Genomic DNA, 17,220 nt, shown 5'->3' with positions numbered 1-17,220 from the left:
CTCTATTTTTTAACCTTAATTTTAACAGTTTTGGTTACTGCCTTGTAAAGGCCGTTTCCTGCAAATTTAACCTTAGCCTTGTAAGTACCTTTTTTAGTTAATTTTTTAATTTTGAAGGTAGCTTTACCTTTAGCGTTGGTTTTAGCCTTGAAAGTTTTTTTGCCCACTTTGATGGTAACTTTAACTTTACTGATTGCTTTTCCTTTGCTGTCTTTTAAGGTAACTTTATATTTTTTGGTTTTCTTTTTAGCTTTGAATTTTTTGTTTTTAGCAGTTAATTTGGTAGCTTCCTTATTGATTTTGATAGTTGCAGTTTTTGTAGTTTCAGCATATTTATCATCACCAGCAAATTTAACGGTTAATTTTTGGGTTCCGGCTTTTGAAGCTGAAAGTTTATAATTAACTACACCATTTTTATCAGTGGTGAATTCTTTACCATTAACTGTTATTTTTTGATTAGCTAAAGCTTTACCTTCATTATCTTTTAAGGTAATTTTGTAAGTTGATCCTTTTTTAACTGCAGTTAATAAAACTGAAGTATTTGGAGCTGTGAAAGCTGTTGGTTTTGGATTAACAGTAATATTGGTTTTAGCAGTTGACATAGCATATACATCGTCACCTGAGAATTTAGAGTTAACGAAATATTCGCCTTTAACTAAGTTAATATCTATTTTAGCTAACCCATTTGCATCAGTAACATTGGTGTAAGCTTCACCATTGCTTAATGCAAAGGAAATTGTTTTTCCAACTACAGGTTTACCGTTTTCGTCTAAAACTTTTATTACGAATTGATCAGCACTACCGTATACTTTGGTTAAATCGACACCGAACATGATAACCTTCAAACGTTCGTTTCCAGTTGCAGGGTTTCCGGTAGAGTTCACATCACCAGTACCTGAAATGGAATCATCACCAGCACCCTTAGCACTGGATAATTTGTTATTAGTTATATTACCAGAACTGTCTCCTAAATCTGCAGCATAATCTCCAGTGGTTGCAACAGTGTTGTTGGAAATACTGAAACTACCTCTAGCAACTTTAATACCAGTTGAATCAGTACCCATACTATCCCAAATTGATTCATCACCAATATTGGAAGCGTCAGATAAAATATTATTGTTATTAACAGTTAAATTATCAACTGCTGAACCGATACCAATAGTGTGATTACCACTTACATCAATAGTATTGTTTTCAACTAAAGCTTTTTGTCCACCGAGTTCAACACCAACAACATAATATGCATCACCAGAAATGTCATTGCCAGTTATATTAACTGAAACAGGTTGATAATTCATACCAGAGTAAATTGGATAAGCTGAGTTTTCAGCTACCGCATTAATGTTGTTATTAGAGATTATACCAGTAGCAGGACCTTCAACATCAATACCGTTAGCATAATAATTTGAATCAGTTGATATGTTATTGTTATCAATGGTGAAATTGTCCCCAGTTATTTTAATACCATAAATATATTGGTTTCCACTAGCATCAATTTCATTATCTTTAATTACAGCATTATTGGAATTGAGAACATCAATTGCATAGATGGTATCATAAGCTCCAATAACATCACCATAATCAAGATTTACAGTATTGTTTTCAAATTTAAGATCATCACATGAGTCAAATACAATACCTTCACTGATGACAGTGCTTGACCAGTCAGCACCCCATACCACATCAGCAGCAGGAACAGTTATATCAAAGTCGTTTCCAGTAACAACTGCACCAGAATCTACAATATGCATTGCATTAGAAATGGTAGTGCCGTTACTTGCACCATCAAAGGTAACATTGTTGTCAGTCATTGTAAATTTATCTGCACCATCAACATAAACAGCATAGTTATCCACATCACCGACAGCAGTTACATCAATTTCACAATTGGAAATAGTTACTTCAATAGGGCCGTCAGCCTTGATACCAACTGAAGTGGAATCCATAGTATTGTCTGAAATTTCCACGATACCATTGGTAACTTTGATAGCTGCAGAATCAGTACCCATTGTTTCCCAAATATCTAAATCACCAACATTTGAAGCGTCAGCAATAATAGTGTTGCCGATGACTTTCAAATTGTCTGTATGAGTACCAACACCGATAGTGTGATTACCTATTGCAGTGATGTTGTTATCTTTAACAATTATATCTTTACCACCGATTTGAACACCATATACCAAGTAAGCTTCACCATAGATTTCATTGTCAGTAATGTTTACAGAAACATCTCCATTTGACATTGCCCCATATACAGGATATGAGGAAGTTGGAGCAATAGCTGACAATTTGTTGTTTTTGATAACGCCAGTTGCAGGACCTTCAACATCAATACAATTAGCATAATAGATATCGGAAGATGAAGTAATATTATTGTTTGAAACGGTGAAATTGTCTCCGCTTATGAGAACACCATACATGTAAGTGTGTCCTGCAATATCCAATTTATTGTTATCGAATATAGCATTAGCGGAATTTTTAATGTCAACTGCATAAATTGTATCATATCCTCCAACAATATCATTGTAGTTGAGTGTAATATTATTGTTTCTAAATTCTAAACCATTTGAATAGTCTATTAAAATACCTTCAGTGATAACAGTGCTTGTCCAATCAGCAGCCCAAATAACAGCTGCGGAAGGAAGTTGAATGTCAAACTTATTATCAGAAATCACAGCAGGAGCTTCAAAAATTTTAACTGCATTTGTTACAACATTACCGTCAGTTTTTCCAACAAAAGTGATGTTGTTTTTGCTGATATCTGCTTTGGTGATATCATTGATACTAATAGCATAATTGTCAACGTTTCCAGTAGCCGCAACATTGATGTCATTGCTGTCTATAACAACAGAACCTTGTTCAACAACATTAATTCCAATGCTGGTTGAATTTACTTTGTTATTCTGAATTATAGCATTTCCTAAAACGTCAATAGCTATGGAATTCAAGTCTAAAATCGGATCACCAGTACCTAAACTACCTTCATTAGAACCGATTACGGAAACATTATTGTCAGCGATAAAGACCTCATAAGATGCAGGCTTAATACTTGCAACAATACCATATGTGTAATTACCTTTAGAGGTTACTGCATTGTTGAAAATATATGTATTACGTTGGTTGATTTCCATACCGCAAGCGAGGTATCCTTCTGCATCAATAGTGTTGTTTTCATAGTACACTTCATTTACAGCAGCCATCATTTGATAAGTGTAAATTCCATAAACTGCACCTGCAGCATTTGTAGGAGCTTTAACAGAGATTGTGTTGTTTGAAACTGCACCATCACTTGAAGGACCTTCTATATTAATACCATTCGCATAATAATAGTCAGCAGACATATTTAATTTATTGTTTTTGATTTCAAATTCATTTGAGGAAACTTTTATTCCATAAATATGACTATAACCTATTCCGTTGATTTCATTGTCATTGATTACAACGTTAGCATCAGACATTCCCATTAATGAGTTAGCATATGCAGAAACCACATAAATAGTATCGGAAGAACCCTGAACAGAGTTATATTTAACATTCACCCTATTATCAATGAACTGTACATCTTCACAATAGTAAAATACAATAGCTTCAGAGAACGGTTGAGCATCACCCCAAGTACCATAGTTTACCTTAATTGAAGGAATCTGAATATCAAAATTGTTCCCGTTAACTACAATATCAGCTGAAGTTTCATACTCCTCTTCATCCCCATTTACACGGATTACGTTATTAATTGCGGTCCCATCACTGTTTCCGATGTAGGTAATGTTATTGTTAATAATCTGCAAACCTTCAATACAATAAAATCCCATGTCCACATCGGCACCCGCATAAATTGCATATGCTTCACTATTAGCAGGACCAACGAATTTAATATTGTTATTGGATAAAACAATATTGCCTATATAATCATCAACACCAATCCAAATCAATCTTGTGTGTTCATTGTTCTCATCAGTTATGAAATTAAATCCGTCAATTGTCACGTCACTTTGCATAATCATGAATTGAACATTTTTAAAAGTAGCATTTTTACCGGTGAACTTTACAGCCTTATCCCCAGCAATTGTTATTGCAGATACATCCAATCCACTGAAATCTCCATCAAAAACCAATTCATCAGCATCTGATGTCAAAGACCCATACTCATCAAAATAATCATTAAAGTTGTCTTTGGTTACTACATTAGAATCATCAGATAACTTATCTGAAGAATCATCCAAATCAGTAGCGACAACCTCCTCGGCTATATCATTTTCCACAGCAATTTCATCAATGGAATCATCGTTAGCTGCAAAAGTTGCGCTTACAGACAAAACCATGACAAAAAGCAGCATCAATGAAATAGCCATACGCTTTTTATTAATAATTCCACCTCTTTTAAATAATTATAAATTATAATAATAGTACAATATATTTGAATAAACCATATAATAGATTGACTATGGTTAAAAATTAGTTATTAAATATATTTAAAAGTTGTTAAATTAAAATTGAAAAAAAAGTAAAATAAAGGTTAAAACCTTTATTTTTTAACAGTTAATGTATTATAAATTGTACAGCCACCATAACTTGAAGAAACGGTATATTTACCCACGTTCAATTTTTTAAATGAAGCAGTGGCAATACCCTTTTTATTGGTTTTTGCAGTGTACTTCTTACCTTTTACCTTAAAGGTAACCTTTTTACCCTTTAAGACTTTACCATTCTTATCTACTAATTTTGCAGTGAATTTAATCTTTTTCGCTTTCTTTTTAGCGATGTTTTTAGCAGTTAAAGTAGGTTTTATTGTAATTTTATTGGACACCTGATCGCCATTATATTTAGCAGTTATTGTGTATGAACCTGCTTTCAATTTAAGGGATTTAGTTGCATATCCATTTTTATCGGTCTTGACATTGTATGTTTGGCCGTTGACTTTAATGGATACGGACTTTCCAGCACCTACAAATTTACCATTAGATCCAGTAATGCGAACTTTATAGGTTACTGTGTTACCATAATAAACATTAAAGTTTTTATTTCCTGATATGGATGGCAATACAGTTATTTTAGATGATACTTTTGAGGAGTAATACTCATCATCACCTGCAAAAGAGATTGTAGAAACGTATGCACCCCTAGCAATTAAAGGCATCTTAATTTCCCCATTAGCACTAGTGGTTGTTGTGTATGTAGTGCTGCCAATTTTTATGGAAATTTTCTTATTAGCTAAAACCTTTCCAGATTTATCTTTTAACACTGCCACAACACCGTCTGGATAAACTTTAGCGTTTGAGGTGATTGCAGTATCAGTAAGCATGTACGCTGTTAAATTTCCACTGGCAGTTGTTGAATAATAATGATAAGGATCCTCAATTTTTACAATTATCTGCGTATGTTCATCATAAATTTTAGGTATTTCCGCAGTCAATATTGCATTACCGTTTTTATCTGAAATAGCTTTACCAACATAGACCTCAAATCCTTCATCAAGTACATAAAATTCAACAAGAACTCCTTCAACACCTTTTCCTAAAATGTTTTTAAGAATTGCGGTGAATTTCGCATTTCTTGCAATAGCTCCAGTAATGTTTGCTACAGAGACATCTAAAATACCATTATCGACATCCAGCATTGCTTGGAACTCGGTAACCTTGAAGTTTTCCTTGAATATTTTTGCAGAGATGCTGTATTGTCCAACAGGATAATCTGATAAATCACAATAGTATTCTGCTTTACCCCCAGATAAAGTTACTGTTTTTATCTCTACACCATCAACATCTAAAAATGTAACTAAAGCTCCTTCCAATCTGGAATCAGTAGTTTCAAATACGAAAGTGCCGTTTTCTAAATATTTAATATTGATATCTTGAAGCTGGCCCGCAACCAAATATTTATAATTATATTGAATTATTGTTGTATTTTCATCATTGGTTGCATTGATTGCATTGTCTCCTATACAATTTTCGCCGACAAGATAATTGTCTTCAATGACATTATTGACTGCTATCTCATCAATTACAATTGCAAATCCTTTATTGGAAGTCACATTATTACTTTTAATAACATTTGAAGAGGAATTTTTATAAAGGTAAATTCCTGAATTTACTGCCTCAACAGAATCAAGGTTAGGCAGAGTCAATTCTTCACCAGTACTTTTTGCATCAATCTTGTTTTCAGAAATATTGTTGTTTTTGGAATTTGACAATAAAATTCCAGAAATCCTCTTACCGTTTGCATCAAACACATTGCCGTTTATAATATTATTACTGGAAGTGGTTGCCTCAAGCCCATAAACAACATCTGAATTTAATGTGAAAGAATTATCTAAAATTGTTGAATTTTGAGACATTTCCAAATTAATACCATAAGACACAGCATTTGATTCTAAATTGACTTCATTTAATTTGATGATAGTGGTTTCTGTTGAGTCTCCAATGACAATACCCTGTACAAAGTAGGTTCCTTCAAGAACTATTGTGTTTTCAATGAACTTATTGTCACTAGCTCCTTGACCTTCAGGTGCGACGTGACCGGTATAATAACCTAAAACGCCCATACCGTAGAGGTAGTTATCATTAGCCTTTACATTGACATAGTTATTTGACAGTGTGTTATTGTGACAGTTATAATACAAATCAATACCAACAATGGAATTTGTTGAGTTGAATGGAGAGTATGTTTGATTCAATTTAGATGTAACGATCACTTTATTTCCGGAAATTATGTTATTGGAAGCATAAGTTATTAACATTCCATAGGTTCTGTAAACCTCCCTTAAAACATGACTACCAATAGCTGATCCACCATCTGGGCAGACACTGCTTCCTTCAGGACATACTTCACTACCTTCTGGACAAACTGTGCTACCCTCAGGACATACAGTATCACCCTCCGGACAGACTGTGCTACCCTCAGGACATACAGTATCACCCTCCGGACATACAGTATCACCATCAGCACAGACGGAATCCCCTTCAAGACAGTGCTCATTTTCAAATGTGTAAACATCTCCAGTACCATTTGTGAATATTGTATTGTTGATAAATCTGCAATCTTCAACTGTGTGTGCAAGGATTGTGTAAGTCAGATAGTTACCAGAAGATGATAAGGTATTGTTTATAACATCCACATTACTTGATTCGACAACATAAATCGCATATGCTGCATTCTTATCAAAAACATCAATTTTACAATTGACAATTGTTGCACCGAATACTCTGTAAGCAAGAACACCCCATTGGTTGATTCTTGAACTGTTTAAATTTTTGATTGTTACATTTTCAATCCAAACACCATCGGAAGTTAATCTGAAAGTAGTATTGTAGAATATAGGGTTGTTTCCTGTTATTTTAACCGCTTTATTAACATAAACGACAATGTCCTTATTGAATTCACCGGAAAAGTACAATATGTCTCCATCATTTACATTAGAGGTCAACAATCCATTTTCATCAATAGTTTCATTGTAATTTTCAGGAGTTATGACATGTGTTTTACCATCAAACTTATAAACTGGCCTTGATGAATCAAATTCGCCTTCAGGAGTGAGATATAGGTTTTTATTAACAATAGTATTGCCTTTATCTTCCCAAACCATGGATTTGTCTGCTTCTTTAGCATCAAAAGCATATCTAGCAGTAGTATTTAAAGTATTTGAAATGATTGAAATATTACCTGGCATTTTCTTGTTACTGACCTTTTGAATAAGAATGGTCACACCAGAGCCAGTTGAAATAGTATTGCCTATTATTTTTAAATTAAAAGCATATCTATTGAATAATATTCCAGTACCACCATTAGTTACAATATCATTGTTTTGAATAGTGACGTTTGATCCGGATGGATGAATTGCCTTACCTGAGTTTGAAACCTGAATATAATTATCTTCAACAATACAATTATCCGCAACAGAAATTGCACAACCGGTTGAAATAATTTTAGCATTAGTTATTGTGTTGTTTTTAATCAAACTGCCAGATGCAGCTGCAATTGCGTTTTGACCACCGGTCTCGACACCTAAATGATTATAATCAGCACCAGTCACATTGATGATTTGGTTATCACAAATAATGCTGTTGGTACCTGCAGAAATTCCCAAATATGCACCAATAACCTTATTGTTTCTAACAATATTGTTTGAACCCATCAATTGAATACCATAGGACCAGGAGGTAGGCAATACATTGTATTTTATAGTGTTATTATAAATAGTATTGAAATTAGACGGTCCACCATCTAACGGTCCACCTGCAAAACTGGACAAGTAAATCGCATTTGCATCATCACATGAGATGTAATTGTTTGCAACATAATTATAATGAGCACCACTGATAAGCAAAGGACTTGTTGATCTTGTTCCATGCCCATAAGTTTCACCATATGTATTTAGATTGTTATTGGTGATATTATTATAATTAGCGTTGTTTGCAACACAAATTGCATATGATGATGCTCCAGTATTGTTAATGAAACATCCTTGGATTACACAATTGCTCACCCCATCTAAGAAGATTCCATAATTGTATTTTTTAGTATTGAAAATGTTCAAATTTGATATGGAACTTCCGGATGCATCTTTTTCAAAAGTAAAAACGGAATGTTGGAATTTATTTCCTTCATCACCGATTACATTAATAGGTTTTATGAAAGTAAAATTACAGTTCTTAAAATCCCCAGACAGCTTGATTGTGTCCCCCTCTTTAACATCAGAAGAAATCAAGTCTCCCTTAGAATTAAAATAATCCTTATAATTCTGTGGAGTCACAGTATGCTCATCACTGGCAAGTGTACTCCCTTCATCAATATCCTGAGATAATGAATCAGAATCATAAGATTCTTCTAATATATCTCCAATAGTATCATCGCTAGTTGATTGAATGTCATTTAAATCATCAGAAGCACTAACAACTCCGATAGATATCATTACTAGCAATAAAACTAATAAAACATTAATTTTTTTAAGCATTAAATATACCTCTTCACATTAAATTCAAATAATAATTTTAAAGTAGTATAAAATCTACCTTAAAAATCTTCTATTATATTATTATGTTTAGAAATAAAGTATATTTAAAAATTTCTAAAATTTATAAAAATAAAAAAAAGTTGATGATTAATTAATAATCATCATATTCATCGTCATCATCTCTCCAATATCCAACCAGGAATATTGCTATCAAGACAATCACTGCAATAACAACAAACATTGGCATGCTTGATTCTGTTGCACTAGCTGATTTAGCAGCAGATTTTTCTGATAACTCGAATGCTTGAGCACCAGATTCACCAGCACCATCAGATGAAGAACTTTGAGCACTTTGTGATTCACTTGCGGATTTTGCATCACCGCTTTCAGAACCGTCTGCACCAACAGCGGTTTTTCCACCCTCTTCACTGCTTGTTTTGTCACTGGATGTTCCGTTGACCAAATCTTGTGCATTGGAATTATCATTACCCGCATCTGAAGCACCATTGGTTGATCCACCGCCATCTTGAGGATTGGAACTTGTGTCCTCTTCAGGCATTGTATATAACGGATCGGTATTAGTTGCTTGTGCCAATATTTCTGCAAACTTAGCTTTCTGAGCAGGAGTCAATGAACTCATTTGGATGATTTCAGCGTTCCATGCTAGGTTTTTACATGTGTGGTGACAACATGCTACACCATATTTTGTTGCTTGGTCCATATATTCATTAACCAAATCCTTATATGTCTTCATGTCAGTTTGCCAGGTTCCTTGACCTGCCAAGTAAATCATCCATGCAAGGGAAGTCTGATATCCTGCTGAAGTTGTTGCACCGTCTACATATTGGCTCATGCCCAATAGCTCATTAGCCAATTGGTTACCAACTTCAGTGCCGAGTTTGTCGTTAGCCACTGTTAAACCTCCAAACATGTTCTGGATTCTTGCAGCGTAGGAGTTCATTCCAGTACCCCCACCAGTTACAAGAGGCATGTAATATTTAGGGTTTAATAGCATTGACCTAATTTCGAATTCAATTTCTTCCTCATATGTTCTTGCAACGTAATTGTTTTTGCTTCTTATATCCACAAATGAAGTGTCAGGTCTTGACTGTCCGGATTGTTCTTTCAATACACTAGCCGCATTGTACAATCCTCCAAACCAATCGTAGTAATCGTCTGAATCGAAAAGTCTCCATGTACTGTCAAAGTTCTGAGTAATGAGGTCAGTCTTGTTGAGCAGGTACTTGAAGTTTTCCTTTTGATTGGTGATTACCAAATTGCCCTGTTCATCAATTGTCCATGAGTATGAAACTCTTGATAGATATACATCCATTGCAAATTGGTTTACAGTACTTATGTTCCAGTCCGCTGTGTTTGGAATAAGGGTTGACATACCTGTTCCTTCAAGAACATTGCCCGGAAGACCGAATAATCTGTCAAGTGAAGGATTTTCCTTGTAATGTTTTATTACATAGTTATTGGTTTCGTTTTCGCCCGGTGCAAATGCCGCAAGTTTTGTAGCGGTCAACATCCAGGTCAACCAATCCTTATTGCTTGTAACGATACTTGCGAATACGTCAATCCTTGGTCTGTTTACAACACTGCCGTTAGACAATTTTACGGTCAAGTCGCTTAAAGGAAGCATTTTAACTCCAATAACCTTACCGTTGTCCAACCATACCGGCTTACAACCGAGGAAGTATAAGAATTCCGCAACACCAATTCCTTCAGTTCTTGAAATTTCTGTTCCCCATAAAATCAATGAGGTCAATTCAGGCCAGGAGCCATGTTTCTCATAATATTCACTTAACAACAAGTCAACGATTTTTACTGCAGATTCGTAAGCGGACTCTGAAGGCATCCTTGTTGGGTCAGCTGCATAACCGTCATAACCAGTTGGGATGGAATCCCCGTATGAAGGGTCAGCAAACAAACCGGATTTTACGTATCCTCCTTCTAGAGCTGTGAGAATCGCATTCCATTCGTTGTTGTTTTGAATATTTACAATCACTTGTGCAGCATAACGTGTTGAGTTGTACAATGCTGAGTCAACAGGAATGCTGTATTTTGTAGCAAGTTCATCGATTGATGAGCCGTTTACCAAGTCCTCAACATAGCTTCTCAAGAATTGCTTAATCATGCTAGCTTGAGCGAGATATTTCAAGTTTCCTTGAATGTCATCATAGAATGACTTGCCCGCAAATTCAGGATATAGGAATTCCATAATCTGATTGTAGATTTTTGTCTGGGAAGTTGTGATTGTAATCACTTCCTCAACAAGCTCATCACCGGTCAGGATTTTACCCAATGTGTGTAAACCGTAGGTGATGAAGTCATCCTCCATAGCCTCAAGATATAAATGCAAGTCATCTAACCATTGTTGGAAAGTCTCATTCTTACCTGTGAAGTTTCTGAATCCTAATGATGGAGCCAATTTGAGTATTTTAACCTTATACTCTTCAGCATTGGAAGTTACATTAAGATTTACCTGATCCTTGTAGTAATTGATATAATTGTTTAAAACAGTATAATTACCGTATAAACCAGATGTGACCATTGCAGGAGTCATGTGAGTAATCAACAATGCAGCAATTCTGTCTCTTGCAACCATAGCTTCTCCAGGGTTTGAAACAATATATGGATATATTGTTGGATTCAATGTCAACTCAAATGTCCAGTCTCCTTCAACAGCACCGAGGTTTGTACCAGGCAACCATTCAAGAGTACCGTGAGTTCCCATATTCACAATTGCATTTACCTTAGCGGTTTTATCCAACCATTTATAGAATGATACGTAGTATTGTGTTGGAGGCAATGTCAAGTCGTGGTAGTTTTCCACAGTCTTGAGCTCTTCCCAACCTCTACTTGGCTGGAATGTGATGAACACTTTACCGAACCATATTCCCGGAACGACCATATACTGCTCATCAGTACCGTTGTATACCATTGAAGGACCTAAACCTGAGCCCCAGTAATCGGTCATGTTCTTGATTAGGCTTTGAGGAATGTCCTTAATCAATTGACGGAAATCCCTTGTGGAGATTAACTGATGATGTTTAACTAACTCATCATAATTATCTTCAACGTATTGTCTGAGCAATCCGTATGCCCATGAACCCTTGTTACCCATCTTAAAGATAATCTCTTCAAGTTCACGTGCAGTCATGATTTTCCTGATGTCACCACCAGTGTCATATCCTTGCTCATATAATTTAACAATCAAGTCATATGTTGATTGGGTTACATTCAAGTATGAAGCACCAATTTCCGCTTTTCCTGGTGGGTAATTGTACAATACAATTGCAATTGTCTTATCTGAATTGCCTAAATCTTTTAAGTCAGCCCATCCACAGCTTAATTTTACCATCTTATCCACACCAGATTGGATAACATGAGTTTTACCCTCACCGTCAACGTAAGATAAGATGACCGGACCGTAAACACCTTCAAAACTTGGGAAAGTAACGGCATATGTCCATTCGACTTGAGGACCTAAATCACTATTGTAACTGTATTCAGAGATTTCGTTGACTCCTTTAAGCACAGCCAAATCAATTTCAGATAAATCCGGTTCAGCAGAACCATTTGCATAACTTAAAGACCAACTATATAATGAAGTAATAGTTGAAATTCCAATTTTTGAGGAATTTGTAATCCTGTTTAAAATAGAAGACATTGAAGGAGTAGTACTTGTCTTGAATATGTTGAAGGCAGGTCTACCGCTTGCTGCGTAACTTCTAATTAAGGAATCTACAACATCTCCACCACAATAGTAAGTAGCAATAGCTATTAACTTTTTATCTGGATTAAACTTAGCTTTAAAGTCATCTTCAAACCTGTTGAATAATTCCTGCGGATTTAATGTGTGTTCAACCCAATATTCATATTCCTCTTTCATCCAATTCAAACTTCCGTCCTGAGTTTTACTGTATCCAGGATTTTTAGTAATCCATTGATGGATAAGACTAGCTTCAGGAACAAGGGTGTACATTCCTAAATCCGGATGGTAAAAACCACATTCAGGACTCATTAAAGGAATTCCCTCATCGGTCAATGTCGGATTGGAATATTTTGAAGGCTCCAATAAATAACGAACATAATTGAAATAATTCTTCATGTTGGTTAGCAATACGCCTGAGTCTTGGATATCTTCAGCTTGGAAATAGGACCCGATATAGGTATTTTCCACTGTATCATATGTATTGTTTTGAGCGTTTGCCCCAATGATATGGATTCCGGTAGCATTCATAATCTGCTGAGTGTATGTACCGAAAGTGTATGCAACCTTATAGTTTGCATTAGCTGGAGAAACAGCCAGTAACTGTTTAAGATATGATGCAGTGAACTTGTTGTATGCTGAGTTTTCAGCAAACATGTCAATATGAATATATTTAGCATATTCAGCCAGCCATACCCTTGACTCATCGAAATTTGTTGTACTGATGTATGCAACACGCCTAGACATGTTCATCAATACATCAACCTTCTCGTTGTGTGAGGCATAGTCCACTAATAATAATATGTCCGGAACAAACATCACATCATTGATGTCTAGGGAGCTTCCCTCTTTTCCAGTGAAATCAATTCCAGTTAACTTAATTGGATTGTAAGTTGAATAGGTCAATTCCAAATTATATTTTTGGGATCCCAGACCAGTGAAAGATACAATACCCTTATTGTTTGTTGTCTGGGTGGAAATCAAATTGTTTGAAGAATCATACAGTTTAACTGTAGCTCCTTTCAATTGAATTCCATCTTCCGTCCATGTTTTGCCAGTTTCGTTATAAGAATCGTAAACGTGAACATTAATTACATTATTGCTTGCTTCAAGCATTCCCCCATCTGATTGAGAAGATTGAACAGCCATAATCTCATGTTCTTGCGTTATTTCTTCTAACTCACTAGGAGCACTCACCACATCAGATATTGTTTCATTATCCCCTGCAAATACACCACTTACAGAAAACAGAAGCAATATTGAAAGAATTAATGCGAATACCAATTTATTTTCTAACTTTACCGTATTTTCACCTCCTTTTAAACTATTTATAACAAACACATAGCAAAAAAATTTACTATATTCATAAATTTGATTTGAGTACATATAAAATTAACTAAACTAAACTAAAATTATAATTTGATAAAATGAAGTAAACACATTAAAGATACATTTATATACTTAAATAACTAAATAAAATTTACCAATATTATAGAGGTGATAATATGCGCAAGACTATGATAATATTAGCAATGGTCATCATTGGAATGCTAATTCCAATAGGATTTGCTACAAGTGACACACAAGTTGTTATAACCTATGGTGAGACAACACACCACAATGCAGATTACAAGAATACCGTTGACGATTTCTTTGTAAAACAAGCAGGTGTTGATTTGCACACCATCGATTCAAAAATAATTACTGCAGAAGAAGTTAATAAGATTTCAAGCACCATTACTGGTAAAAACTACAATTCAAATCAAATATACTCCTCTGCACTCGTAGATTTAAATGAAAATGATAACTTAGAGGTAAGTGTTGATAAATCAAAAATCACAACTATAACCGGAGACATGTATATTTCTGCTTTAAAATCAGCTGGAATTACTGCAGGACATGTTTATGTAACAAGCCCAGTGACAGCAACCGGGGAATCTGCTCTTGCGGGAATAATGAATTCCTATGAAGTAGTGACTGATGTGGAAATTCCAGACACAGTAAAAGAAGCAGCGAACAATGAAATTTACACCCAAGCGGAAATTGTTAAAAACTCAGATGTTGATGCAGACGAATTGACTGAATTGGTTGATGATGTAAAAGAAGAGGTACAAGAAAACAACGTTACAGATCACAAGACTATCGTAAACATCATTAACAACTACACTATTACAAACAACATTAACATTACTAATAGTGATATTGAAAACCTTGCAACAAGTATTGAACAAATTCAAAATGTCCAAGGAGACATTAACAATTACCAAAGCGAAGTATCAGATATCTTCAACAATACTACCAATGCAAGCCAACCAACAGACTTTTTAAGTGGATTATTTAACTAATCCACTATTATTACTATTTTTATAAACCAAAGAAACTTCTAGCAATCAAAGGAGTGACATTTCCTTCGATGAATGCTGCAATGGCCAAAAGTACAACCACAATTACCACAAATGTTAATAAGTCATTTAATTCTACTTTTGATTCCTCCAAAGTACCGCGAATACTTCTATTTTTAATTGCTTTTATTTCAAGTTTAGTTATTAGAAATGCAGCTGCAAGAGCCAGGGCTCCGGCAAAATACTCAATTACTGCATGAGGCAATACTGTAACGCATGCAAATGTAGGGTCAACCCCAAAAATTGAACCGATGGAAATCCCATTAAAGATTGTTATCAGTACGGAAAAAATCGAGAATAATGCCCCCATGACAATAACAATCAAATCAACAGTGATATTGTGTACAAACAACTCAATAGAATTTACATTAACATCCTCACTTCTTACATCTCCTGTATTGTTCTGAGACACATTAAACATGCCTTCAGTGAGTTTGCCTTTGATGTCATCTCCCACATATATGGAAGAAATCGCACACCCTGCCACGGCGGACAGAAGCATTATCGCCAAGGCAATAATGATAATTTTCTTATTTCGTTTAAAAAATCCCTTTTCAATTAGCTTCATACACTAACTTTTAGATTAAAAAATATAAAAAATTTGGTAAAATTAACATTATATTCTTATAATTGTTTTACCTTTAGACCCTCCGGCATCAACCTTTTGAAGAGCCTTATTGACATCATCCAATTCAAAGACCTCATCAATTGACGGTACAATATTAATTTTTGAAATACTATCCAATTGACGACCATTTGACTCTACAAACAAGAAATAATACTTCTGATTCTTTTTAGATGCCATCTTGTCAAGTTTTCCACCTGCAACTTTAAACAATATCTTTTTCACTGCAGACAAACCCATCCTGTCTGCAAATTCACCATTAGGTAGAGCTTTTAATGAAACCAATACTCCACCGGATTTCAATATCCTAAATTCCTTTTCAAGTTCATTTTCACCCAATGTGTCCAAGACATAATCAACGTCTGAAAGCATTTCTGAGTAATCTTGAGTCTTGTAGTCAATGAATTCACTAACACCCAAATCCATTACCCTTTCACGATTTCTCTCGCTGCCGCTTGTTATAACATGCAAACCCAAGTTCTTGGCGATGGGTATTGCCATTGCGCCTAGGCTTCCTGTTCCTCCTGAGATGAAAATGCTTTCACCTTCTGACGGATCCATCAGTTCAAATGCCTGAATTGCAGTAAGGGCAGTCAGTGGAACACATGCCGCCTCATCGAAATCCAGATAATCTGGAATTATGGCAATTGCATCCTTATCAATTGCAACATATTCGGCAAAAGCGCCTATCTTATCCAACGGCATCCTTGCATAAACCCTATCACCCTCGTTAAAATCAGCCACATTAGATCCTGTTTTTTCAACAACGCCTGAAAATTCATTTCCCATGACCAACGGATACTTATAAGGGGTGATGAGTTTCACTTCCTCCCGTACAATCATGTTATCCAATGGATTGACTCCTGCATATTTAACTTTAACCAACACTTCATTCTCGCCAATTTCAGGCACAGGAACATCCTTAATTTCCAAATCCTGATTTTTCTTATCCAATATTGCAGCCTTCATTATTTAACCTCAAATATTTCCGCATAGTAATCTTTAAACATCTGAATTACTTCCAAGTCGCCCTCTTCACCACATTCAAGCTCGTCAAGACCGAATACAGCCATCTCATATAATATCCTATTCAGCCTCAATCCCTTGGAGGTCAAATGGTATTCATTATTGTTTTTGATAATCAGCCCATTCTCCTCCATGAACTTCAGGGTATCGGACAGCACAGTATTGGATAAGCCTTCCTTTCCCTCGCTGAATTCGCGAAAATATTTCTTGCCTGTGAACATATCGCGAATTAAAACAATAGTCCACTTGCGACTCATCAGCTTCAATGTGTTTTCAATAGGGCAGGTAATTGAACCACCCCACCCTTAAAGAGGGTGGGGATTCCTGAATTTTTTTTCATTTGATTGATTAATTTTAATGTTTTTTCAGGCTATACCCGTTGAACCAGCGGTTTAGTATATTAATTGCGGCGTTTATGTCTCTATCATGTGTTTTTCCACAGTTTTGACATTTCCATTTGCGTGTTTTGACTTTTAACTCTTTTTTTATGTGTCCGCAG

General features: G+C 35.2%; 8 protein-coding genes. 1 reads left to right on the top strand and 7 read right to left on the bottom strand.

Going from position 1 to position 17,220, the window contains the following annotated elements:
• Nucleotides 1–2: 2 nt before the first annotated feature.
• The 3 genes from ILA26_RS00235 to ILA26_RS00225 all read right to left on the bottom strand — a co-directional run bounded on the left by ILA26_RS00235 (nt 3) and on the right by ILA26_RS00225 (nt 13,952).
• Complete coding sequence (locus tag ILA26_RS00235) at nt 3–4,352, bottom strand: right-handed parallel beta-helix repeat-containing protein (protein WP_292892821.1); 4,350 nt, start codon at nt 4,350–4,352, stop codon at nt 3–5.
• A 173-nt stretch (nt 4,353–4,525) separates the two neighbouring features.
• Nucleotides 4,526–8,908: a right-handed parallel beta-helix repeat-containing protein gene (locus tag ILA26_RS00230; protein WP_292892820.1), complete on the bottom strand. Its 4,383-nt coding sequence runs from the start codon at nt 8,906–8,908 to the stop codon at nt 4,526–4,528.
• A 193-nt stretch (nt 8,909–9,101) separates the two neighbouring features.
• The gene (locus ILA26_RS00225) at nt 9,102–13,952 is read right to left on the bottom strand and encodes a cobaltochelatase subunit CobN (protein WP_292892818.1); all 4,851 of its coding nucleotides are present in this window, start codon (nt 13,950–13,952) and stop codon (nt 9,102–9,104) included.
• Nucleotides 13,953–14,173: 221 nt separating this feature from the next.
• Between ILA26_RS00225 and ILA26_RS00220 the strand changes: the two genes are divergently transcribed.
• The gene (locus ILA26_RS00220) at nt 14,174–15,013 is read left to right on the top strand and encodes a DUF1002 domain-containing protein (protein WP_292892816.1); all 840 of its coding nucleotides are present in this window, start codon (nt 14,174–14,176) and stop codon (nt 15,011–15,013) included.
• A 19-nt stretch (nt 15,014–15,032) separates the two neighbouring features.
• Here the strand turns inward: ILA26_RS00220 and ILA26_RS00215 are convergent, their stop codons facing one another.
• The 4 genes from ILA26_RS00215 to ILA26_RS10325 all read right to left on the bottom strand — a co-directional run bounded on the left by ILA26_RS00215 (nt 15,033) and on the right by ILA26_RS10325 (nt 17,210).
• Entirely contained in the window at nt 15,033–15,638 is a 606-nt protein-coding gene (locus ILA26_RS00215) for a stage II sporulation protein M (RefSeq protein WP_292892814.1), read from the bottom strand.
• A gap of 48 nt (nt 15,639–15,686) precedes the next feature.
• Nucleotides 15,687–16,664 (bottom strand): NADP-dependent oxidoreductase, encoded by a 978-nt coding sequence (locus ILA26_RS00210; RefSeq protein WP_292892812.1) that lies wholly within the window; start codon nt 16,662–16,664, stop codon nt 15,687–15,689.
• Nucleotides 16,664–16,978: a winged helix-turn-helix transcriptional regulator gene (locus ILA26_RS00205; RefSeq protein ID WP_292892916.1), complete on the bottom strand. Its 315-nt coding sequence runs from the start codon at nt 16,976–16,978 to the stop codon at nt 16,664–16,666. Before ILA26_RS00205 ends, ILA26_RS00210 begins: the two co-directional genes overlap by 1 nt.
• A 97-nt stretch (nt 16,979–17,075) precedes the next feature.
• Nucleotides 17,076–17,210 (bottom strand): zinc ribbon domain-containing protein, encoded by a 135-nt coding sequence (locus tag ILA26_RS10325; RefSeq protein WP_366514864.1) that lies wholly within the window; start codon nt 17,208–17,210, stop codon nt 17,076–17,078.
• Nucleotides 17,211–17,220: the final 10 nt, after the last annotated feature.

The organism is Methanobrevibacter sp., assembly GCF_017940815.1.
Taxonomy (GTDB): Archaea; Methanobacteriota; Methanobacteria; order Methanobacteriales; family Methanobacteriaceae; genus Methanocatella.
This window is presented reverse-complemented; position numbering and strand designations above follow the sequence as displayed.

Coding starts and splice junctions, on each gene's coding strand:
- ILA26_RS00235 (WP_292892821.1), bottom strand. CDS start 4,352: ATGGCTATTTCATTGATGCTGCTTTTTGTCATGGTTTTGTCTGTAAGC.
- ILA26_RS00230 (WP_292892820.1), bottom strand. CDS start 8,908: ATGATATCTATCGGAGTTGTTAGTGCTTCTGATGATTTAAATGACATT.
- ILA26_RS00220 (WP_292892816.1), top strand. CDS start 14,174: ATGCGCAAGACTATGATAATATTAGCAATGGTCATCATTGGAATGCTA.
- ILA26_RS00215 (WP_292892814.1), bottom strand. CDS start 15,638: ATGAAGCTAATTGAAAAGGGATTTTTTAAACGAAATAAGAAAATTATC.
- ILA26_RS00210 (WP_292892812.1), bottom strand. CDS start 16,664: ATGAAGGCTGCAATATTGGATAAGAAAAATCAGGATTTGGAAATTAAG.
- ILA26_RS00205 (WP_292892916.1), bottom strand. CDS start 16,978: ATGAGTCGCAAGTGGACTATTGTTTTAATTCGCGATATGTTCACAGGC.